Source organism: Paenibacillus sp. VCA1 (assembly GCF_031583795.1).
In the GTDB taxonomy this organism is placed as follows: domain Bacteria; phylum Bacillota; class Bacilli; order Paenibacillales; family Paenibacillaceae; genus Paenibacillus_AQ; species Paenibacillus_AQ albilobatus.
In genome coordinates, this window is the sequence record NZ_JAVLSX010000001.1 from 650,591 (window position 1) to 671,386 (window position 20,796).

19 protein-coding genes are annotated in these 20,796 nt (G+C 50.4%); 14 read left to right on the forward strand and 5 right to left on the reverse strand.

All coding sequences use genetic code 11. The features are described from left to right. Positions 1 to 405 precede the first annotated feature (405 nt). From metG to RJP21_RS02820, 5 genes are all read left to right on the forward strand, one after another. Entirely contained in the window at positions 406 to 2,067 is a 1,662-nt protein-coding gene (metG, locus tag RJP21_RS02800; RefSeq protein WP_310858000.1) for a methionine--tRNA ligase, read from the forward strand. A 109-nt stretch (positions 2,068 to 2,176) separates the two neighbouring features. Continuing rightward, entirely contained in the window at positions 2,177 to 2,803 is a 627-nt protein-coding gene (locus RJP21_RS02805; protein ID WP_310858001.1) for a TetR/AcrR family transcriptional regulator, read from the forward strand. Between the two features lie 37 nt (positions 2,804 to 2,840). After that, positions 2,841 to 4,340 carry a DHA2 family efflux MFS transporter permease subunit gene (locus RJP21_RS02810; protein ID WP_310858002.1) on the forward strand — a complete coding sequence of 500 codons (1,500 nt, stop codon included), beginning with the start codon at positions 2,841 to 2,843 and terminating at the stop codon, positions 4,338 to 4,340. Positions 4,341 to 4,662: 322 nt separating this feature from the next. Beyond that, positions 4,663 to 5,973 carry a hemolysin family protein gene (locus RJP21_RS02815; protein WP_310858003.1) on the forward strand — a complete coding sequence of 437 codons (1,311 nt, stop codon included), beginning with the start codon at positions 4,663 to 4,665 and terminating at the stop codon, positions 5,971 to 5,973. A gap of 3 nt (positions 5,974 to 5,976) precedes the next feature. Continuing rightward, complete coding sequence (locus RJP21_RS02820; RefSeq protein WP_310858004.1) at positions 5,977 to 7,125, forward strand: AI-2E family transporter; 1,149 nt, start codon at positions 5,977 to 5,979, stop codon at positions 7,123 to 7,125. Positions 7,126 to 7,204: 79 nt separating this feature from the next. On the opposite strand, the gene RJP21_RS02825 is transcribed toward RJP21_RS02820, so the two are convergent. Further along, entirely contained in the window at positions 7,205 to 7,627 is a 423-nt protein-coding gene (locus tag RJP21_RS02825; protein WP_310858005.1) for an SRPBCC family protein, read from the reverse strand. A gap of 83 nt (positions 7,628 to 7,710) precedes the next feature. Between RJP21_RS02825 and RJP21_RS02830 the strand changes: the two genes are divergently transcribed. The 3 genes from RJP21_RS02830 to RJP21_RS02840 all read left to right on the forward strand — a co-directional run bounded on the left by RJP21_RS02830 (position 7,711) and on the right by RJP21_RS02840 (position 10,225). After that, on the forward strand, positions 7,711 to 8,157 hold the full coding sequence (locus tag RJP21_RS02830; protein ID WP_310858006.1) for a GNAT family N-acetyltransferase: 447 nt from the start codon (positions 7,711 to 7,713) through the stop codon (positions 8,155 to 8,157). A gap of 109 nt (positions 8,158 to 8,266) precedes the next feature. Continuing rightward, positions 8,267 to 9,517: a serine hydrolase domain-containing protein gene (locus tag RJP21_RS02835; protein WP_310858125.1), complete on the forward strand. Its 1,251-nt coding sequence runs from the start codon at positions 8,267 to 8,269 to the stop codon at positions 9,515 to 9,517. A gap of 192 nt (positions 9,518 to 9,709) precedes the next feature. Then, positions 9,710 to 10,225 carry a GrpB family protein gene (locus RJP21_RS02840; RefSeq protein ID WP_310858007.1) on the forward strand — a complete coding sequence of 172 codons (516 nt, stop codon included), beginning with the start codon at positions 9,710 to 9,712 and terminating at the stop codon, positions 10,223 to 10,225. Between the two features lie 687 nt (positions 10,226 to 10,912). Here RJP21_RS02840 and RJP21_RS02845 read toward each other — a convergent pair. After that, positions 10,913 to 11,779 carry an arginase family protein gene (locus RJP21_RS02845; RefSeq protein ID WP_310858008.1) on the reverse strand — a complete coding sequence of 289 codons (867 nt, stop codon included), beginning with the start codon at positions 11,777 to 11,779 and terminating at the stop codon, positions 10,913 to 10,915. Positions 11,780 to 11,883: 104 nt separating this feature from the next. Here RJP21_RS02845 and RJP21_RS02850 point away from each other — a divergent pair, with 104 nt between their 5' ends. The 3 genes from RJP21_RS02850 (at position 11,884) to RJP21_RS02860 (ending at position 13,403) form a co-directional block, all read left to right on the forward strand. Next, the gene (locus RJP21_RS02850) at positions 11,884 to 12,231 is read left to right on the forward strand and encodes a winged helix-turn-helix transcriptional regulator (protein ID WP_310858009.1); all 348 of its coding nucleotides are present in this window, start codon (positions 11,884 to 11,886) and stop codon (positions 12,229 to 12,231) included. Continuing rightward, positions 12,198 to 12,464, forward strand: coding sequence for a hypothetical protein (locus RJP21_RS02855; protein ID WP_310858010.1), 267 nt, complete (start codon positions 12,198 to 12,200; stop codon positions 12,462 to 12,464). Before RJP21_RS02850 ends, RJP21_RS02855 begins: the two co-directional genes overlap by 34 nt. A gap of 84 nt (positions 12,465 to 12,548) precedes the next feature. After that, entirely contained in the window at positions 12,549 to 13,403 is an 855-nt protein-coding gene (locus tag RJP21_RS02860; RefSeq protein WP_310858011.1) for a hypothetical protein, read from the forward strand. Positions 13,404 to 13,563: 160 nt separating this feature from the next. Here RJP21_RS02860 and RJP21_RS02865 read toward each other — a convergent pair whose 3' ends face one another. The 3 genes from RJP21_RS02865 to RJP21_RS02875 form a co-directional block, all read right to left on the reverse strand. Further along, a complete protein-coding gene (locus RJP21_RS02865) occupies positions 13,564 to 14,154 on the reverse strand; it encodes a TetR/AcrR family transcriptional regulator (RefSeq protein WP_310858012.1) in 591 nt (196 codons plus the stop codon). Between the two features lie 195 nt (positions 14,155 to 14,349). Further along, positions 14,350 to 15,108, reverse strand: coding sequence for a 3-oxoacyl-ACP reductase family protein (locus tag RJP21_RS02870; RefSeq protein WP_310858013.1), 759 nt, complete (start codon positions 15,106 to 15,108; stop codon positions 14,350 to 14,352). 519 nt (positions 15,109 to 15,627) lie between these two features. Beyond that, positions 15,628 to 16,365: an SDR family oxidoreductase gene (locus RJP21_RS02875; RefSeq protein WP_310858014.1), complete on the reverse strand. Its 738-nt coding sequence runs from the start codon at positions 16,363 to 16,365 to the stop codon at positions 15,628 to 15,630. A 181-nt stretch (positions 16,366 to 16,546) separates the two neighbouring features. Here RJP21_RS02875 and RJP21_RS02880 point away from each other — a divergent pair, with 181 nt between their 5' ends. From RJP21_RS02880 to RJP21_RS02890, 3 genes are all read left to right on the forward strand, one after another. Continuing rightward, positions 16,547 to 17,485 (forward strand): AraC family transcriptional regulator, encoded by a 939-nt coding sequence (locus tag RJP21_RS02880; RefSeq protein WP_310858015.1) that lies wholly within the window; start codon positions 16,547 to 16,549, stop codon positions 17,483 to 17,485. A 235-nt stretch (positions 17,486 to 17,720) separates the two neighbouring features. After that, positions 17,721 to 18,596 (forward strand): YwqG family protein, encoded by an 876-nt coding sequence (locus RJP21_RS02885; RefSeq protein WP_310858016.1) that lies wholly within the window; start codon positions 17,721 to 17,723, stop codon positions 18,594 to 18,596. A gap of 153 nt (positions 18,597 to 18,749) precedes the next feature. Next, positions 18,750 to 20,699, forward strand: a complete 1,950-nt coding sequence (locus tag RJP21_RS02890) for an ATP-dependent DNA helicase (protein WP_310858017.1) — start codon at positions 18,750 to 18,752, stop codon at positions 20,697 to 20,699. The last annotated feature ends 97 nt before the right edge of the window (positions 20,700 to 20,796 follow it).

Consider the following 20,796-nt stretch of genomic DNA (forward strand, 5'->3'; position numbering starts at 1 on the left):
CTGGCTTTGTGGAATGAGCTTTTTGTTGTTGACTACTCCTCACCCTCTGTGTATAATTTTTCCAATAACTTCAAACGACAACTAAAAGCGATGAAAAGAAGAGTACCGCGGCGACGCCTTCTGCAGAGAGCTCCGGGAGCTGAAAAGGAGCAGGGAATACCCGCGGGAACATGGTCTTGGAGCTGCGCACCGAATCCCGCCTCAGGGATGTAGACTGCGCCGGAAGCCCGCACCCGTTAACGTGCTAAGGTATAACCGCGAATGGGCTGCGGCGTACCTGACGAGGTGAGTGCCGCGAGGCATTGATGAATTTGGGTGGTAACACGTGGGCTAGCAAGCTCTCGTCCCTTAAGGGATGAGGGCTTTTTTGTATTTTTGATGCCCCAAAAAAAGGAGGAGTATAAGATGGCGCATATTTTTATCGGGGGAGCTTGGCCTTATGCCAACGGCTCGCTTCATTTGGGGAGGCTGGCCAGCCTGCTGCCCGGGGACGTGTTGGCGCGTTATTTTCGGTCCAAGGGAGAGAAGGTGCTGTACGTTTCAGGCAGCGACTGCCATGGAACGCCGGTGGCCGTTCAAGCCGCGCAGGAAGGCATGGAGCCGGGGGATTTTGCCGGACGGTATCATGATGAATTCAAGGCATGCTTCGAAAAGCTGGGATTCAGCTATGACCTGTACACGCGCACGGATCGGCAGGCCCATCATGAGACGGTGCAGGCTTTGTTTTTGAAGCTGTTGGAGCAAGGATATTTATACCGGAAAACGGTCGTGCAAACCTATTGCGAGACGGACGGTCGCTTTTTGCCGGACCGGTACGTCGAGGGCATTTGCCCGGTTTGCGGCAAGCAGGCGCGGGGAGACCAATGCGACCATTGCTCCACGCTGCTGGAGCCCTCGGATCTTAAGGAACGGGCCTGCAAGCTGTGCGGCAATGAGCCGGTGGAGCGGCCGACGGAGCATTATTATTTGGCCTTGTCGCGGTTCCAGGAGGTTTTGTCACGTTATGCCGGTCAGGCGGAGGGCTGGCGGGACAACGCCGTGCAGACGACGGAAAGGTATTTGAAGGAAGGGCTGCAGGACCGGGCGGCTACCCGGGATTTGACATGGGGCGTGGATGTGCCGCTGCCGGGGTTCGGGGATAAAAAAATTTACGTGTGGATCGAGGCCGTCAGCGGTTATCTGTCCGCCAGCAAGCAGTGGGCCGCGCAAACCGGGGAAAGATGGGAGCCGTTTTGGCTGGAGGAGGAGGGGAGGATTACGTCCTATTACGTGCACGGGAAAGACAACATCCCGTTCCATACGCTCATTTGGCCGGCTATTTTGCTTGGCGCAGGCGGGCTGCATCTGCCGGACCGGATCCTGTCCTGCGAACATTTGACGCTTGAAGGCAAGAAGTTTTCGACCAGCCGCAACTGGGCCGTATGGGTTCCGGATCTGCTGGCGAGATACCAGCCGGATTCCATCCGGTATTTCCTGATCGCCAACGGGCCGGAGCGCCGGGACGCGGATTTTTCGTGGCGGGAATTCATCCACAGCCATAACGGCGAGCTGCTGGGCGCATTCGGCAATTTCGTGCAGCGGACGCTTGCTTTCGTCCATAAATCGTTTGACGGGATCGTGCCGGAAGGAGAGCTTCCGGATCCATGGAAAAAATCGCTGTCGGCGTTATACCAAAGCGCCGGAGACAACATCGAAGCCGGCTGGCTGAAGGAAGCGTTGGAAGACATTTTTTCCATCGTTCGCAAGGCCAATAAATATTTCGATGAAGAAAAGCCTTGGCTGCAGATCAAGGACAACCGGGAAACCTGCGGCGCCACCCTGCACAGCTGCATCCAGATCATAGCCAACTTGAGCTGTCTGCTTGCGCCGTTTATCCCTTTTTCCTGCCGAAAAATCCGGGATTTTCTGTCCCTGCCTGAACCGTCATGGCAGGTGGACTTCGTGCCGGCCGGCCGTAAGCTGAATCCGCCGGAGCCGTTGTTCGAACGAATCGACGCATCCCGCATCGAATGGGAGATGGAGCGTCTATCGGCAAAACCGACATCGGGCGGAAACGGCTTCGAATAACAACAACTTTTCTCAGGAAAAATGATTGACAATCAAAGCATGGGCGGTTAAATTAAACGATGTATTAAACATTGTTTAAATTCGTGCGGAAAGGGGGAAGGAACCCGCATTGACGAAGGAAGACAGCTCGGTAAACACACCAGGAACCGATACAAAACTAGACTTGTTAAAAGCCACCGTCGAGCTGATCCGGGAGGAAGGAATCGCATGCGTCACGCTGCGCAGAATCGCGGACAAGGCGGCAGCGAATTTGGCGCTGGTCAACTACCATTTCGGCTCGAAGGAAAAACTGATCGCCCAGGCCATCGGAAGCATCGTGGGCACTTTCGAGGACGCCTTCGCATTGCTTGACGATCGTTCCATGGGGCCGATTGAGCGGCTGAAGCAGTTTTTTTGCCGGTATATCAAGCATCTTCAGGAGTACCCGGGCCTCGCCAAGGAGCTGCTCGACCAGAGCCGGCTGATTCTCTGCTCCCAAAACGAATATGTCCGCTACAGCAAAGTCATGAAGACGGAAAAGCTGATGGATACGCTGGTGGAAATCACGGGCGAAACGGATGAAACGGTAATACGTTGCATGATGGCTCAGCTCTACGGAGCGTTGTTTTACCCCGTCATTATGAACTCTTATCTCGGGATCAACGGGGAAGAGCCCGCGCCGGAGATTCACCTGCCGGATCTGGAAGCCCAGGTCGACATGTTGTTCAGTCACTATTTTCACAAATACGAGAGATAGAGAAACAAACTAACTACAGAAATGAGTGGAGAAACCTATGTCTAAACCAATGGCGGGACATCCCGCCGCAGGAGAGGCCCCTTTTTCGCTGAAAGCGATCCTTCCGCCCCTTCTGGCGATCATCGTCGGCATGATTATGGTTATTTTGGACGGCACGGTCGTCAATGTCGCCGTCCCCAAGCTCGTTGACTTCTTTCATACGGATCTAAAAACGATCCAGTGGGCGATCACCGGCTACACGCTGGCGCTGTCGGCCGTCATTCCGCTTGCCGGCTGGATGACCGACCGGTTTGGAGCGAAGCAGGTTTTCGTGACGACGGTCGTCCTGTTCGTCTTGGGATCTGCGCTGTGCTCGATCGCGCAAGATGCAACGCAGTTGGTCATCTACCGCGTCATTCAGGGACTCGGAGGCGGCATGGTCGCGCCGATCGGGATGGCGATGGTGTTCAAGCTGGCGCCGCCGGAACGACGGGGCGCGATCATGGGGATGCTCGGCGTGCCGATGCTGCTGGCGCCTGCGCTGGGTCCGGTATTGTCCGGATGGCTCGTGGAATACGCCAACTGGCGCTGGATTTTCCTCATTAACGTGCCGATCGGCGTCGTCGCCGTCATCCTCGGCATCGCCTATTTGCCGAAGGCAGACCGCAATGCGGCGAAGCAGCTGGATCTGCTCGGCATTATTCTCGCCCCGATCGCGTTTGCCATGCTGGCATACGGCGTCAATGAGGGCGGCAGCGTGTCCTGGTCCTCCCGCGGAGCCGAACTCGGCCTCGCGATTGGCGGAGTTGCGCTCGTGTTGTTTATCATCGTGGAACTGATGCATAAAAATCCGCTGCTCGAGCTGCGGGTATTCCGCTCTTCGGATTTTACGCGCGGCATTATTTTGACGTGGATCATGCAGGCATCGCTGTTCGGCTGTATGCTGTTCGTGCCGCTGTACCTGCAAAATATCCGGCAGTTCACGCCGCTTGAGACCGGCCTGATCCTGCTGCCGCAGGCGCTTTGCTCGGCTCTGGCCATGCCGATCGGCGGCCGGTTTTTTGACAAGTACGGCGCCCGCCCGGTTTCCTTTGTCGGACTCCTGATCATTGCCGCATCGCTGTTTTTCCTCAGCGGAATCCATGCGGATACGTCGCTGTACGTCATTATGCCGCTGCTGGGCGCGATGGGCTTCGGCATGGGCTTGTCGATGATGCCGCTGAATACGCATGTGCTGAATGCGGCGCCACGCCAGTGGGTCAACCGCGTTACGCCGCTTACGTCGGCATTGCAGCAGGTGGTCGTGTCCTTTGCCGTGGCCGGCATGACCGGCTATTTGACGAGCCGCATCAACCATCATGTCGCAGCGGCCGGCAAGGGCGGCAACCCGCTCGAAGCCTCGGTGCTCGGGTTCGGCGACGTCTTTTTGCTGTCGGCCTGGATGGCCGTTGTCGGCGTCGCGGTCTGCCTCATTTTGCGGAAGCCGAAGGAAATGGCCGTGGGATCGGAGCCGGAAGGCGAAACCAAGCCGGATCCGTCGCTTATGATCGGCCACTGATTCCGCTTGGCCCCTGTACCACCTTCAAAAAAGAGCCTGAAGCCCGTTCTTGCCGGAACTTGGCTTCAGGCTTTTTTCCTCCATGGGCATTCGCCGGTGCTTTCCGGCTGACGGTAAGCCCATCCGGTAATCAAGACGCAGAATGCGCGGATCGAAGGGAATGTCTGCGTTCATTCCGGAAAAGATGTAGGATATGGGGCCTTGTTTTTTCGGAAGCAGGAAAAATTTTTTTAGGCTTCAGTTGAAACCTAAGCAGCTGAATTATCGTATAAGCATCTTAAATAGTCATTATTATATTTTTTAAAGGAGAAGATGAGCTTTAATGGAAAGTGACAGGTATGTTTTAAATTTGGTTTTGGTTGCACTCATGATTGGATTGTCGGCCTTTTTCGTAGCGGTGGAATTTGCGGTGATCCGCGTCCGCGCCAGCCGCGTGGACCAACTGATCGCCGAAGGGCGCAAAGGCGCGCACGCCGTGAAAAAGGTGCTCGGAGACCTGGACGGCTATTTGTCGGCCTGCCAGCTCGGAATTACGATTACGTCGCTTGTGCTGGGCTTTCTCGGAGAGCCGACGGTGGAGAAAATTTTGCATCCGCTGTTTGAAAAATGGCATTTTTCCGAAGGGTTAAGTTCTTTTTTATCCCTCCTGATCGCATTTGTCGTCATTACGTACCTGCATGTGGTCATCGGCGAACTCGCGCCGAAAACGGTGGCGATCCGCAAAGCGGAAACCATTGCCCTCTGGTTCTCGGCCCCCATTATCTGGTTTAAAAGAATCATGTACCCGTTCATCTGGCTGCTTAACGGTTCGGCTAACCAGCTCGTTCGTTTGTTCGGCGTCAAGCCGGCCTCGGAGCATGAAGAAGCCCATACCGAAGAAGAGCTGCAAATCATTTTGAACGAAAGTTACGAAAGCGGAAAAATCAACGACAACGAATTCGGATACGTAAGCCGGATCTTTGCGTTTGACAATATGCTGGCAAAAGAGATTATGGTGCCGCGCACCGACATGATCTGTCTCGACAAAAACAAGCCGCGCAGCGAAAACGTGGAAATCATCAAAGAGCAGCAGTATACCCGGTTCCCGCTGATCGACGGCAGCAAGGACAACGTGATCGGCATCATCAACACGAAGCAGTTTTTCCTCGCATATGAGGACAACCCGGACGTTGACGTATCCACGCTGATCCACCCGGTCATGGCCGTGTCGGAAGTGACGCCGGTAAGCGTGCTTCTGCAGCGGATGCAAAGCGAAGGCACGCATATGGCGGTATTGATCGACGAATACGGCGGTACGTCGGGCATCGTTACGATCGAGGACATCATCGAGGAAATCGTCGGCGAGATCCGCGACGAATTTGATGCGGACGAAGAAGAGGAGATCCAGGAAGTGGAGAAAAACCATCTGATCGTAGACGGGATGGTCTCCGTTTCGGAAATCAACGACTACTTCAATCTCGATCTGGACACGAAAGAATGGGATACGATCGGCGGCTGGCTTTACAGCCAAAACAACGAGATGGAAGAGAAGGAATCCTTCATGCATGAAGGCGTAACGTTTACGCTGCTGGAAAGGGAGAACAACCGTTTCTGCAAGCTGGAAATTATCAAGGAAACGCAAAGTGAGGAATAAAAGATGGACAACTCCGTGAACTGGGCGAGCCGCTTCAAAAAGTTTTTTCTGAACAACCGTTTCGTATTGTTTTTGCTGGTTCTGCTCTTGATTGGCCTGAATATTATGGTGCTCAGTAAAATATCGTTTATTTTCCACCCGGTGATCGTGCTGCTGAAAACCGTCATTTTGCCGATTATTCTCACGGGGATCGTGTACTATCTGCTGAATCCGATCGTCGATTTTCTTGAGCGGCACAGGGTGGGGCGGCTTCAGTCCATTTTGCTGCTGTACATGCTTATCATCGGCGTCGTTGCGGTGCTGCTGACGCTTGTCATCCCGGTCATCCGGGAACAAATCATGGATCTGGTAACGAATTTTCCCGCGTATAGCGAAATGATCCGGGTGCAGTTCGAGCATTTGATGGGCAGCAAATTGATCAACCAGTTTCAGGAGTCCATCAATTTCGATCCGCAGGAAATGATCCGGACGGTTTCGGAGAAGGCTTCCACCTTCCTGAATAAAACATGGACCGGGATCGGCGGATTCGTCGGCAACGTCATTGAAGTGGTGCTGGCCATCGTCACGGTGCCGTTTATTCTGTTCTATTTGCTGAAGGACGGGAAAAAGCTTCCCGGCTTCATTCTCGGTTTCGTGCCCACGAAGCTGCGCGGCGAAACGAACCGCGTCATGAAAGAGATGAACCATCAGATCAGCTCTTACATCCGCGGGCAAATCATCGTCAGCTTTTGCATCGGGGCGCTGCTGTTTATCGGCTATATTATTATCGGCCTGAAATATTCGCTGATTTTGGCGGTGATTGCGGCATTCACCAGCGTCGTGCCGTATTTGGGGCCAGCTATCGCCATTACTCCGGCCCTGATCGTGGCTGCGGTCACCTCTCCGATCATGCTGCTGAAAATGATCATCGTCTGGACGGTCGTGCAGCTGATCGAGGGCAAGTTCATTTCGCCGCAGGTCATGGGCAAAACGCTGAAGATTCACCCGATCACGATCATTTTCGTCATTTTAACGAGCGGCAATCTGTTCGGCATCGTCGGCGTATTGCTGGCCGTTCCGGGATATGCGGTGCTGAAGGTCATCGTTTCCCACATTTATCAATGGTTCAAAGTCCGCTCCCGTTTGTATGAACCGGTGAATCCGGAGCAATAAGCAAGAGAAAGCCGCAGGCGAGTCCTGCGGCTTTTTTCGTAGATCTTCGTATGAGCAGCAATGAAGGGAAATTTCAGTGTCAGTCTCCTTTGACCCCCGCCTCGATGGTTTCTTTCATCACTTCCGCTCCGCGATGTATGCGTGCTTGAATCTCGGGGGCAAGGTGCTCCGGCAGGAAATCGGTGATCCACACGAGCTTAGAAGCGTTCTCGCCATGAGGGAAAACCTGAAAGGACGCATGATGGTGCAACAGGGGCAAACGCGTTTCTTTTACCGCATAAGCCATCCGCCGTTCCTTGTCATCAATAGAGACGATGAATTCGCGGGTGATCCCGCCGTTCGGCAGAACCAGAGTCCTTTCGTAGCCGTTCATGATCGTATCTTCGGTATAGCCGGGAACCAAACGATGATGAACTGCTCCTACATCGCTTATTACATCCCAAACATGCTCAGGTGTGGCTTCAATCAAAATCTCCTTGTGAATCGTTGGCAAAAAGATCACGCTCCTTGAGGTTAGTTTATCCTAGAGTAAATTCATGGTCAATCAGATGTGGTAGAATATGTAATTATACGCGAAAGGACTAGATGAATAGAATGAATGCGGATATAAAGGCAAGACTGGCAACCATAGCCGATGCGGAGGAACTGTCGAGGCTAAATCAAGAGTTTAACGGAGGCGACAGAAGGCCTCCGGCCCAAATCATTAATAGCCTGAACACCAACAACGAATTGGTTGCCGTGGCGGAGTTTCATGGCAGAATCGTCGGTTTTGGCTGTGCCCAAAGTTTTGATTCATTTTGCTATGAAGAGCCTCAGGGGGAAATTACCGAACTGTATGTAGAAGAAAACGCGCGAAGAAAAGGGGCTGCAGCCGCCATACTTTCTTGTCTGGAAGACAATCTTAGAGGGCGTGGCGTAAAAGATTTAAAAGTACTTACAGGAAAAGGGAACGACGCCGCAATTAGAACGTACGAACATAACCATTATGTTATAGACGATGAACTTTTATTGAAGAAAAGACTAGGGGAATAAAACGCAAAAAAACCGGCATCCGTAATCGTGAACAAGTGGATTGTGCCTCAAAGTGAACCAAGCCGCCGATTTTCATACAAAAAAACGAGGAGAGGGATCCGTGCAATCCATGCAAATGAAACTGGAAGCATACATAAACGAATATTTGGCATTATGGGACTTTTACGGCGTTATTCAGGTCATCCAGCAAGGCAAAGTGCTTTTTGAAAACGCCTATGGCTACGCAAGCATCGAGTTCGGAATTAAAAACGGTCTGCATTCGCGCTTCTCCACCGCTTCCTTATCCAAACAATTTACGGCCTTTGCGATTATGCTCCTACATGAAAAGGGACTGCTGGACATCGACCAGCCTGCCAAACGATATCTTCCTGCCGATATGAACGTGGATGAGTCGGTCACGGTACACCATCTGTTATCGCATACCTCCGGATTATATAATTTCTATCATTTTAAAGACGATTTTTTTGGTCAATACAATCGCTTGGAGTATTCGCAGCAAGATTTCTTCGAGCGGTATATCGATAAAAAACCTGCGGCGTCGCCAGGCGCAGTGTTTGATTACAACAACTCAAACTATAATTTGCTTGCATGGATCATCGAGCATGTTTCCGGGGAGAAGTACGGGGATTTTATTCGAAACCATATCTTCCTGCCCTTGAATATGATGAACAGCGCCGTTGATGACGGCTCCAAACCTATTATCAACAGGTCCTCCAATTACGTAAAAGATTATGATGTATACATCAAAAGTCCATATCATAACGAGAAATTCAGCATTGGCGCAGGCGCCATCGTTTCGAACTGCGAAGATTTATACTTATGGCATGCCTGTTTGCGGGACCGGAAAATGCTGTCGCGGAAGACGTATGCCAGGTTTTTTAATGTGAACCAAAACAACTACTGTTATGGGCTGGAACACCATCATATTTACGGAACGGACCGCTATTCCCATGGGGGAGATCACCTCGGGGTCAGCGCTTATATGCAAAGTTATTTTGAAGAAGATATTTGCATTAACATTCTCTCCAATAATGAGGCTGTGAGTCAGTACAGGTTGGGGAATGCCATCTCGGATATTTTGCATGGCGTCGACGTCGAGGTTCCCGAGAAACATCAAGAATTTCCCATGAGCGAAACCCTGCTGAAGGAGTACTGCGGAACATACTTGAAAGATAAAATCCAGGTGGAGTTCATTCATGGCAAGTTATACTTTACGAGATTCTCCGGCAATCTTCATATCGAGATCTATCCGGTAGGCGAGGGGAAATTCGTTCGCAGATATTCCGATCAGACCCATCCCTACAGTATCACTCAGAACGAAAATGGAGAGATGACGTTTTTCGGGTATGCCAAGCACTGATTATTGAATTGGTAACCGAAAGTTTATTTTCAAATAGAGAAGGGACAGGTGCGCAATGAAAATGGCATTTGTATTGCTCGATGGAATGACAAGCATGGACTTTGCCGGTTTTTATGAAGCCAGGCTCGGTAGGAATACGCCAAACGTTGAAGAATAGTGTTCAGTAATTGATGTGCCGAGAAGGGGGAGTACATGAACTCAAGCATAACGGTCGTGGAATATGATCCGGATTGGGTCAGGTTGTTTGAAGATTTGCGTGATTTCGTGCTGCCGGCGTTAAGCGACATTATCGTTGCCATCGAGCATGTTGGGAGCACATCGGTTCCAGGGTTGGCAGCCAAACCTATCGTGGATATAGATGTAGTCGTGCCTACGGAAGCCGAGGTTCAAACAGCCGTTCAAAGGTTAACTTCCCTTGGATATCTTCATGAAGGCGATTTGGGCATCGCCGGGCGGGAAGCGTTTATCCCTCCGAATCACGTACCTTGGCATCACTTATACGTCTGTACGGCAGAAAACGAGGAATATAAGCGTCATATTTTGTTTCGTGATTATTTGAGAAGCCATCCCGAGGACGCAAAAGCATACGGTGATTTGAAGTTTGAACTTGCAGAGAGGTTTCGCGACGACCGCAAGTCATATACTCGTGCCAAAAGCGATTTCGTGAAGGGGATACTGAAACTCGCCGGAAAAGTATTTGATCGATGATCAAGTACTTTTTTTATTTTTTTAAATGTGTTTGGTTTTGTTCCTTACCATCGTTAATTTAGTATAAAACGAAACGATAGGAGTGAGAACATGAGCTTTATTTCTAGAATCTCCGGCGTTGAAATTCCCGTTTCCAACCTGAAGACAGCCGTTGATCTCCAAATATGAAAGTAATCTATCAGCACACTGCCATGCGTCCATTTTGACGATGTCATGGTTTTACCGAGCCGCTGGCCATCTTTGAAATTTCGAACCCGAGTGGTTCCCCCTTCTTGGATAAAGAAATCCGTATTTGTTCCGCAACCCAGCGCACTGTTTACAATTAATTCCTATGCTGAACCCATCTTACGATTCGGAAAGATGTGAAACGGATTGGAAATGCAAATGGATTTATCAAGAAAGCGAGGAAATAGTAACTGGATTTAGGGATGTAGTCATCGAACCAAAAGAGGAATCTAGAAAATTAAATGTAACTTGTCACAATAAGATTTTATCATTTGCTCTCGCCGTTTAGGTCCTGTTAATGGGATTTTGCTGCAGTCGGAAAAGGATGCAAGTCCAAGTGTTGAAAGACGCAAAAAACGAAGAATATGTTGCTTAGCTGAGTTTTGCACAGCTAAGCAACAGCAGGCGGCCTAGATTTCTGTCGACTAGTCGGATAGCAGTGCTTACTGTGGTGAGTAGCGATCAAGCACCATGCTCATTTAAAATAGGTATTTCCGAAAGCAGTTTTTTTAAGTTAATAGAATCCCACGGCATATGCTCCGTTATGCCTAATCCAACTACATCTGATTCTGCTGACAGCTCTTTAATGAGATTAAGGAGCTGAGGGATTTGCATGGTACCGGCAGCGGAAAAATCATAAGATGCTTCAGGGTTGGCGAATAATAATGAACGAAATGCCTTGGGGTCAAGCACATCCAAATCAAGGTGAATAGCCAGGTGCTTGATGTTATTTTGTTTAATCCAACTTTTTATAGGCTTAGTGCTGTTCAATAACTCCTGGCTTCCAGCAGTTTTAATACCAAGTCTTTGGATAATTTCTGTATCTAGTTTTGTTAGTACATTTATACCTGCGATAAACACATTTTCAGGCTTTAAAGGGATTTTCACATGTTGGGCAAACTCTTCATCTCCTTCTCCCAACAGATTCCCCAGAGGCAATGTATGTCCATAATCATAGCCAACAATTCTACCTAAATCGCTATGAGCATCAATCCAAATTAAACCTAAATTCCCGCCGTATCGTTCGTTCAAATAGGCAAATGGGGCTTGCTCGACTAAGCAGTCACCACCAAACATGACAATGCGATCCGGCTTATGGGTATCAATGATGTGATAAGCAGCCTCTAATTGCTCAAGCAGTTGTTTTCTTCCATACGTACCGTTCTCGTTTTCCAGTGGAGTTCCGTCATAAGCTTGAACGGGGACATGAATAAGGGGCTGATCATTATCAGGAGCAAGCCAGGCAAGCAGTTCGGCTCCGAAAGAGTAGTTTGGATTATTTCCGCCTTGCCATTGCGGCATCAGCAGGCGTATGGTTTGTTTAGTCATTTTTTTCTCTCCTTTACTTGAAGTAATGTTAGTATAGAATTTAGACGTACAAAAGAATAGAACGCACTTTATGGGTAGATACTATCAGAAAGGATAGTGTAAATATGAGTATGGCTGAATATAAAGGTAAGGTTAAGCATATACAAGATACGCCTTTTGGTTATTCATTGTCAGTTATTGGTGGAAAATGGAAGATGGTTATTATTTACCTCCTAGCCGAAAACCAAACAGTTCGCTTTAATGATTTGAAAAGACAGATTGGTGCTATCACCTATAAAATGTTGAGCGCACAGCTTAAAGAATTGGAAGCAGATGGCATGGTTAAACGGACGGAGTACCCTCAGATTCCCCCTAAAGTCGAGTATAGTCTCACAGAAAAAGCGGAAACCTTATTGCCCGTTTTGGAAGGGTTATGTGAATGGGGAGTCAAGAACCAGCAGCCGAAGGAGTAGAACATTTACTCTTATCCCTAAAAGCAATTTTCAAGTCAAGACCACATCGTGCTGCAACGATGGTTTTGGCGATGCTCATCCCGAGCCCGGAGCCTGCTCCGATCAAGATCGACCGGCTCATGATCCGCCATTCCGAGGCCCAGGACCGTACGGCGCTGATCGACCTGTTCTCCACACCAGAGGTGGGCACCTACGTCACGCGGTCGAGCTCAACAGAACAACGATTGGCATGATCACGTTCGATCGGCGCGACCCGGAGCGTAAGGGTCACATCCGTCCTGAGGGCGGGGGTCCAGCCTGAGGGGATTGTCAGATTATTGGGTCTTGACGCCGCTTCAATAAGCAATGAAGCTAATAAAGATCTTTTGCTTGAGAATTTAAATGATTTATTGACGAGACGATTCGGTATAATTTCAGATACAGGCAAGTATAGAGAGTCTTATGCCTTTAACAGGGCTTTAGAAATTGTTAGCGAAGGAACTGCACACTCGACACTGAAAGTTACATTGAACAAGAATGAAGGTTCACTTATGTTCCTTGATTCTCATTTTAAAGCAGAAGTCGGTTCTATGTACGGAAACACGGCAGTAGGTGCATCCGAGACGGTTACAGCCATTGCCAAAACGATAACGGTATTTGAACGTATCATTCCTCAGCTTGGGATTTACTATGCTTTATCTCAAGCACAGATCGCTTTACTCCGTTTAGGGTGGAGATCAGAGGACTTGAAACTAAACGACAGCGTATTAAAAAAATGGATTAGCGATGTTACCGCAAAGCTGGCACCTACAAGGAGAATGCCCAGCGAAACCACGATTTTATATTTCATGAAGGCGACTTTAGCGGATGGTTCCGAGGTTAATGGGATGTGGCCCAATACACTATCAGCGGATTTATTTTACAACCTCGAAAGCGGTCGTGTAGAAAGGTATGTTTCCGAGCATGAACATTACTTGGAACTGAAGGATGGCAAAAGATTTACCATTGCTAACACGGTGGATGGTGGTGTATCCGTCAGAGCCGTTTCGGACAATACTGCTGATACGCATCATATCCTTTATTTCTATAACGATCCCGAAAGTTTGGATAAAGGTTTACTATTAGCAGGTGCAGACCGTACAGTTTCCTTACTTGGCAAATTAAGCGATACAGCCAGCCCTTTCTTTCCTTAATGGTTATTCGACGATCCTGGGTTTTTATAAGATTGCAACAACCTTCAAATATGAACTTTGAAGAATAGTGCAAATTAAAGTCGCTTATTCGTTCACAACCTTCTCAAGTAGCATAGATGTTTTCAATGATTGCCGATTGAAAAGATGCTTAAATTTTTTTTTATATTGACAATGCTGTCAGAGTGATGGTAATCACATCTTCAAGATCCTCACGGCTGGCCCCGTTCGCGGCCTGAATCGACATACCATACACGAGAGTTGCGACATACCGGGAAAGAGCGACAGGATCAGTATGCTCGGGCAAATCCCCAACTTTCTTGGCTTGCTCCAACCGGGTACTGAGCGCTTTTTCAATTTGAACGCGTAGATTGGTTAACAATTGTTTGATCGGGTCAGATTCCTCACTGCACGCCAAGGCTCCTTTTATCGTTAAACAGCCCGGAGAATGATCGGGATCGACCACCGAATCCGCGGTTGCACGAAGAAGTTTCTCGATGACTAAGCGTGCTGTCGGTTCGTTTAAAGCAGCCATTGAAGCTTGAATTGGCCCTTCGTTCATATATAAATCAAACGCCATGTGAAACAGGTTCTCTTTGCTTCCGAAGGTGGCATAAAAGCTTGAACGGTTGATCTTCATGACTTCGGTCAGGTCGGACAACGATGTCCCTTCATACCCCTTTTCCCTAAAAACTTCCAAGGCACCTTCAAGTGCCTGTTTAATGTCAAAGGCCCGAGGACGTCCGGCTGCCATAACCAATTCCCCTTTTCAATAGATAATTATTGATTTTACTACATGGTTTGAAATCTGTCATGGTTACGGAAATATGAGAAAGATCCAAAACTGCTAGGGAAGATCGGCGGCAGCCGACCTCCTGACAGATTGGATCTTTTATCTTGCATAAATCGTTCCTCGTTCAACAGGTCTTCATTGGGAAACTAACTCCTGTTAGACGCTCCCGCCTCCGTCAATATTCATACTTGCCCCTGTAATATAGCCCGCCTCAGGTGAAGAGATATAAGCCACCATACTTGCAATTTCGGATGCCTTTCCGTATCTTCCTAACGGAATCATTTGTGTGCCCGAAGCATAGGGGCCGTTTTCCGGATTCATATCCGTATCAATCATTCCCGGTTGAATATTGTTGACTGTAATACCTTGAGGTGCTAGATCACGCGCCAACGCCCGCGTCAATCCGGCTACAGCGGCCTTGGTCGAGACATACAGGCTGTTTCCTGGGAACGGATTGAATTCGGCGGCAACACTGCCAATATTGATGACACGACCGCCTGGTTTCATTTGTGGAGCGGCCGCTTGAACGGCAACGAATACCGCCTTCAGGTTAACCGCAACTAGTTGATCGAATTCCTCCAGGGTAAATTGGTCGTAGGGCTTTAAACTTGTAATGCCTGCATTATTTACAAGAATATCAATACCGCCAAATGATTGGATCGTCTCTTCGACGGCGCCTTTCAATGCCCCAAAATCAGCGCTGTCCGCGCGAATCGCCAAAGCTTGGCCGCCTGCGCTTTTAATTTCTTGTACCAATTCCTCTGCCTTACTTTGCGCACTCACATAAGTAAAAGCAACCGATGCACCGTCTCCTGCTAGCCGTTTAACGATTGCTGCGCCAATGCCGCGAGCTCCTCCGGTGACCAATGCCTTTCTGCCCGCTAAGGGTTTATTTATTGTGTTTGTCGTATGCATAGTAAAACTCCTCTTCTTATATTATGAATCGATAGGTTCAAATTAATTATGAACCATTCGGTTCAAAATGGCAAGAATTAATTTTTAGGCTTTTGGCAGTACAGATGAAATTTGTGTCCAGTTGATCTTGCTGACGCACCAATATATCGTAGATTTTTATCGGAATCTGCAGAATGGATTCCAATTCGATGACTACGCTTGTCGATGAAAAATGACTTTTATGAATGTATTTTGTAGGATAAACAAAAAATATGAGTTTTCTTGATTTTCCGAATCCCCCGGGGGGAATTTTTCGGACAAGCGAAAGTGTTCGCCTTTGAGAATCCAATTTCTACCGAGAACGAAAGACCATTCAGGAAATTGGAGCGCAAGAGCGATGGGAGGAATGATTCGTATCCGTAGCGTCTCTCAACAGCAAAATGGGGCCGCCCTCAAGATCTAAGATCTTTGGGTACGCCCTCTTTTTGCGTGCCGTAATCTGCCGTACTTGTGATCCAGCGGGGAATCGACGGGCCCAAATCAGTTGAACCCGCCGTTGACGCGAATCGTCTGCCCCGTGATCCAACGGGCTTGATCGCTGACGAACAGCTCGACGGCATTCGCAATGTCCTCCGGTTCGCCAAGCCGTCCGAACGCATTCATTCGGCGGTACGAATCGACCAGCTCCGGCGATTTGCCGTTCAGGAACAATTCCGTCGCTACTTGCCCGGGGGCGATGCAGTTGATGGTGATGTCTTTGGGACCGAATTCCTTGGCCAATTGCCGTGTCAGCTGCTCAACCGCGCCCTTTGTTGCGGCATATAGACTGTAGGTCGGGAGCATTGCACCCGAGATGGACGTCGAGAAGGTAATGATTGTTCCGCCTGGCGCCATATGTTTCATCGCTTGTTGGCAAGCGAAATAAGTACCTTTGACGTTGAGCGCGAAATGCCGATCGAAGATCTCTTCCGTCACGTCCGAGATCGTAACGTTTGCCATAACCCCTGCATTGTTGATCAAAATGTCCACGCGTCCGAACCGCTCCAACGTTTCCGAGAACAAGGCTTCGACTTCGGCCACCTTGCTCACGTCGGCCCGGTTGGCCGCTGCTTGGCCGCCAAATTGCTCAATCGTCTTGACAACCTCATCCGCTTTCTCCCGACTCGAAGAATAATTGACAACCACTTTTGCTCCGGCTTTCGCCAATTGGATGGCTACTTGCCGTCCGATCCCCCGCGACGCCCCGGTAACCATTGCAACTTTTCCATTCAAACTCATTTCTTCTCCACTCCTCATCCGATATGGGCCGATCGGTCGTTCGCCGACTTCGACCTTGCAAATTCATTATAGGAAGGATCGCTACCTTGCCGTTAGATCATTTCTGTCCGATCCTTGCCTAATTCTCTTCCGTCTCCATATAATAGACGTAACATCCTACCTGGAAAGGGGGGCGGCCTATATGGACAAAACGGATGAACCGCAGCGCCTGGAACATGCTTTGAAGCAACTGGCGCTTTTAATACGCCGCCACGCTCCGGAGGGCGGGATTCATCGGACGGCGATCCCTTCGTTGACGCTGATGCATGCTACGCGCTTGTCGGAACCGCTAGAATCCATCTACAAGCCATCCATTTGCGTTGTGGCGCAGGGGGCTAAAGTAGCCGCGCTGGCAGATGAATCCTACCGGTACGATCCTTCGACTTACCTGGTCACTTCCGTCGAATTGCCGATTATGGGCAGAATTGTCGAGGCTTCACCCGAGATTCCCTATTTAAGTTTGAAACTTGGCTTCGATATCGACGTCATCCTGGAGATCATGGAAAAGGCGAACCGCCCCGCTCCCGCGCCCGCGGAAGCCGCCCGTGGGATCGCCGTGAACCAAACGTCTCCCGCGCTTCTCGAAGCCCTTGTGCGGCTTGTGCAGCTGCTCGACGCGCCTGAGGACATTCCGGTTCTTGCGCCGCTTGCCATCCGCGAAGTTCTGTATCGCATGCTTCAGGGCGAGCAGGCCGCGCTTCTTTGCCAATTTGCGATCAGCGGCAGCCATGGCTACAACATCGCCCAAGCCATTCGTTTGATCAATCGGGAATATGACCACCCACTGGCGGTTGAGCAGCTTGCAAAGACCGTAAACATGAGCGTGTCGGCGTTTCATAAGCATTTCAAGCGCGTCACCGCCATGAGCCCGTTGCAATACCAGAAAACGGTGCGTTTGCAAGAAGCCCGGCGGTTAATGTTGACGGAATCGGTGCAAGCCTCCGATGCGGCTTTTCGCGTCGGCTACGAGAGTCCGTCCCAATTCAGCCGGGAATACGCCCGCATGTACGGAAAACCGCCGGCGCGGGATGTTCAGGAGCTTCACGGCTTGGTCGCTAGCGGCAACAGGACTGTCCACTGAAAATCGGATAAAAAGATTGTGATATGCTCCCGTTATGGCAGACAGGCGAAATAAGAAAACTGTTAGCGTAAGGGGGGCTTTTTCATGCTTAACAAACATGCAGTACACCAGTGAAACTCGTTATGCTTGATGAAACCTTAAGTGGTGAAAAATCGGCATCCGATATATGACATGAACCTTTGCCTTAAAATGGGCAAGGGGATACGGCAACTGCCGCTTTATAAGGAGTCTAAAAATGGCTATTGATGAGATCATTCAAATGTTGGAACAGGCAGGGCTGGGAGCCTATAAGCAGGCTATCGCCAGATGGATTTATCCTACGGCGTATCTGAATTTGCAGCCTGCGCATGATTCTTCGATCCCTGTGGGGAGCAGCAAGGTCGGAGGTCATCCGGATCTGCCTGAAGACGTGGAATGGCCGATGTGGAAGGACTACGAAATGACTTTTATCGCCCAAATCAACCTGGCGGAATGTCCCCGGGACCTGTCCCTTCCAAAGAACGGCCTTCTATCTTTTTTCTATGCCGTAGAGCCGATGTTCGACGATGATGACTTTTATGGGGACCCTGATACTTGCCGTGTCCTCTATTTCGACGCTGAACGGCTTGATCAAATTTCACGCAGAAATATCCCCGAACGTTTGAATGAGGCTTCGAGGGTGAAACCTAACCGTATTTCGTTTGAATCTTCTCTATCCGTCCCGGATTCGGAGTCCGCCTTCCTGGAAAGCTTGGACCTGGGCTGGAGCGACAACCGTGAGCATTTTGATCAATACTGGGAGGTATTTTTGCCGGAGTTTGAACGGGTATGGGGGAAGGACGACTATATTAACCGTTTGATGGGACATCCGGATCAAATTCAAGGGGATATGCAAGTCGGCTGCGAGCTGGCCCGCGGCGCGTACGGCTGGGATGACATGGCGAATTCCGAAAAACGCAAGCAGATCGTGAATTCGGCCGTAAAATGGCGTTTGCTGCTGCAAATCGATTCCGAGGAGGACAAGACGGGAATGATGTGGGGGGACGTCGGCCGGATTTATTTTTGGATCCATGAGGATGATCTCGCGGCGCTGCGCTTTGAACGGGTGGTTTGCGAGATGCAGTGTACATAGTTCGGGATTTTGATTGGCCGATTTTGCTTTTTAGGGCATTTCCCGCCAACCCATTGTAATTACGGAAGGAGCATGTGATAATGGGGTGTTCGTTTCAAGAAGATCAACGGAAAAACAACGATTTTTGAACTGGAAAGCTGAGGTAATTCGAACGTGGAACGGTACCCTTTTGCATATGATCCTTCCCAGCCTTTTATTCAGCAAGCGGCGGACTGGGTAGCGGATGTTTTTTACGAGCTGCTGCCGGAAGCGGGCTTTGAAGTCCGGGACGAGCAGATTTATATGGCGTTTCAATTGGAAAAGGCGTTTGCCGAGAAAAAAACGATTTTTGCCGAAGCCGGGGTGGGCACGGGCAAAACGCTGGCTTATCTTCTGTACGCCGTGTGTTATGCGCGTTATACGCGCAAGCCGGCGGTCATCGCCTGCGCGGACGAGTCTTTGATCGAGCAGCTGGTCAAACCTGAAGGCGATATCGCCAAGCTGGCCCGGCATTTGGATTTGGTGATCGACGCGCGGCTCGGCAAATCGCCGGATCAGTATCTATGCCTCAAAAAGCTGGACCACGCGCGAGTGGAAGGCGATGAGGAGATGGTATGGGAAGACATCGCGGCAGGTTTGCCGGACTTTGTGTATTCCTCTGCACCGATGCAGTCCTTCCATACGTACGGCGACCGGCGGGATTACCCGCAGCTTGGCGACGAAGAGTGGAAAAAAATCAGCTGGGATCCCTTCCAGGACTGCTTTACCTGCGACCGCCGCCACCGCTGCGGACAGACCTTGTCGCGGGACCATTACCGCCGCGCAACCGACGTGATCATTTGCTCGCATGATTATTACCTGGAGCATGTGTGGACGTACGACGGCCGCAAACGCGAGGGGCAGCTGCCGCTGCTTCCGGAGCATTCCTCCGTCGTGTTTGACGAGGGGCATTTGCTGGAGTCGGCGGCCATGAAGGCGCTCGGTTACAAAATGAAACATACGGTATTCGAGGAACTGATTACGCGCCTGCTGCAAAACGAAATCCGCGAATCGCTCGCCGTTCGGATCGACGATGCCATCGTGCAAAGCGAAGCGATGTTTGCCGCGTTCGGGCGGCACAGCCGCCTCATTCCGGGTTCGGACCGCAAAGAAATCATGCTGACGGAGGAACTTCTCGGCGAAGTGCACCGGTTCCGGGGGCTGCTGACGGCGATTGAAGAAGAGCTGGTATTTGAAGGCGAACTGTACACGCTGGACGAATATCAGCTCCGGATCGTGGAGGAGCATCTGGACATGATGCAGCAGGCGCTTATGTTGTTCGAGCGTTCGGAGGCATTGATCTGCTGGGTCGAGGACAGTCCGGAGGGGCTTACGCTTTCGATTATGCCCGGAACGGTCAAGGATGTGCTGAAGGCGCATGTTTTCGGCCTGCGCATGCCGATCGTGTTTTCGTCGGCTACGATGTCGGTAGACGGTTCGTTCCGTTACCTCGCGGACAGCCTTGGCATTGAAAGCTTTCTGTCTTTTTCGGTCGCTTCGCCTTATGCGTATCCGGAACAGATGCAAGTGCTGGCGCCGGCATGGAATCTCGCAGACGGCTTTGAAGGCAAAATGAAGGAAGCGGTACGGCTGCTGCAGCAAACCGGCGGCAGGGCGCTGATTCTGTTCCGTACCCGGGAGGAGCTGCGCCGGTTCAAACATATGGCGAAGGACGAGCCTTTATTGACCGGGATACCGTTTTATTTTGAAGGCGACGGGGAAATCAGCCATCTGATTTCGGCCTTCCAGCGCGAAGAGGAAAGCGTCCTGTGCGCGCTCAGCCTATGGGAAGGCCTTGACGTTCCGGGGCCGTCGCTGTCGAACGTCATCATCTGGTCGCTGCCGTTTCCGCCGCATGATCCGGTATTTAACGCCAAACGGAAGGCGGCCGCCGATCCGTTCGCGGAAGTGGACCTGCCGTACATGCTGCTGCGTCTGCGCCAGGGCATCGGCCGGCTGATCCGTTCCCGGGATGACCGTGGCATCGTCGTGTTGCTGGGCGAAGAGCTGTGGACGAATCCCGGCGTCAAGGAAAAGGTGCTGGCCGTGCTGCCGGAGGGCGTGGAGCTGTGTGAGCAGGTTTAAAGGTTTCATGGCTGCTTAAAAGATACATCGTAGACACGGCAAGAGCCGCGCATTTGCGCGGCTCTTTGCTATGAAAGCGTCCAGCGGAGCTCTTCAT

Coding starts and splice junctions, on each gene's coding strand:
- RJP21_RS02845 (WP_310858008.1), bottom strand. CDS start 11,779: ATGACTAAACAAACCATACGCCTGCTGATGCCGCAATGGCAAGGCGGA.
- RJP21_RS02870 (WP_310858013.1), bottom strand. CDS start 15,108: ATGCATACGACAAACACAATAAATAAACCCTTAGCGGGCAGAAAGGCA.
- RJP21_RS02855 (WP_310858010.1), top strand. CDS start 12,198: ATGGGGAGTCAAGAACCAGCAGCCGAAGGAGTAGAACATTTACTCTTA.
- metG (WP_310858000.1), top strand. CDS start 406: ATGGCGCATATTTTTATCGGGGGAGCTTGGCCTTATGCCAACGGCTCG.
- RJP21_RS02830 (WP_310858006.1), top strand. CDS start 7,711: ATGAATAGAATGAATGCGGATATAAAGGCAAGACTGGCAACCATAGCC.
- RJP21_RS02850 (WP_310858009.1), top strand. CDS start 11,884: ATGAGTATGGCTGAATATAAAGGTAAGGTTAAGCATATACAAGATACG.
- RJP21_RS02820 (WP_310858004.1), top strand. CDS start 5,977: ATGGACAACTCCGTGAACTGGGCGAGCCGCTTCAAAAAGTTTTTTCTG.
- RJP21_RS02885 (WP_310858016.1), top strand. CDS start 17,721: ATGGCTATTGATGAGATCATTCAAATGTTGGAACAGGCAGGGCTGGGA.
- RJP21_RS02880 (WP_310858015.1), top strand. CDS start 16,547: ATGGACAAAACGGATGAACCGCAGCGCCTGGAACATGCTTTGAAGCAA.
- RJP21_RS02810 (WP_310858002.1), top strand. CDS start 2,841: ATGTCTAAACCAATGGCGGGACATCCCGCCGCAGGAGAGGCCCCTTTT.
- RJP21_RS02815 (WP_310858003.1), top strand. CDS start 4,663: ATGGAAAGTGACAGGTATGTTTTAAATTTGGTTTTGGTTGCACTCATG.
- RJP21_RS02865 (WP_310858012.1), bottom strand. CDS start 14,154: ATGGCAGCCGGACGTCCTCGGGCCTTTGACATTAAACAGGCACTTGAA.
- RJP21_RS02835 (WP_310858125.1), top strand. CDS start 8,267: ATGCAAATGAAACTGGAAGCATACATAAACGAATATTTGGCATTATGG.
- RJP21_RS02875 (WP_310858014.1), bottom strand. CDS start 16,365: ATGAGTTTGAATGGAAAAGTTGCAATGGTTACCGGGGCGTCGCGGGGG.
- RJP21_RS02840 (WP_310858007.1), top strand. CDS start 9,710: ATGAACTCAAGCATAACGGTCGTGGAATATGATCCGGATTGGGTCAGG.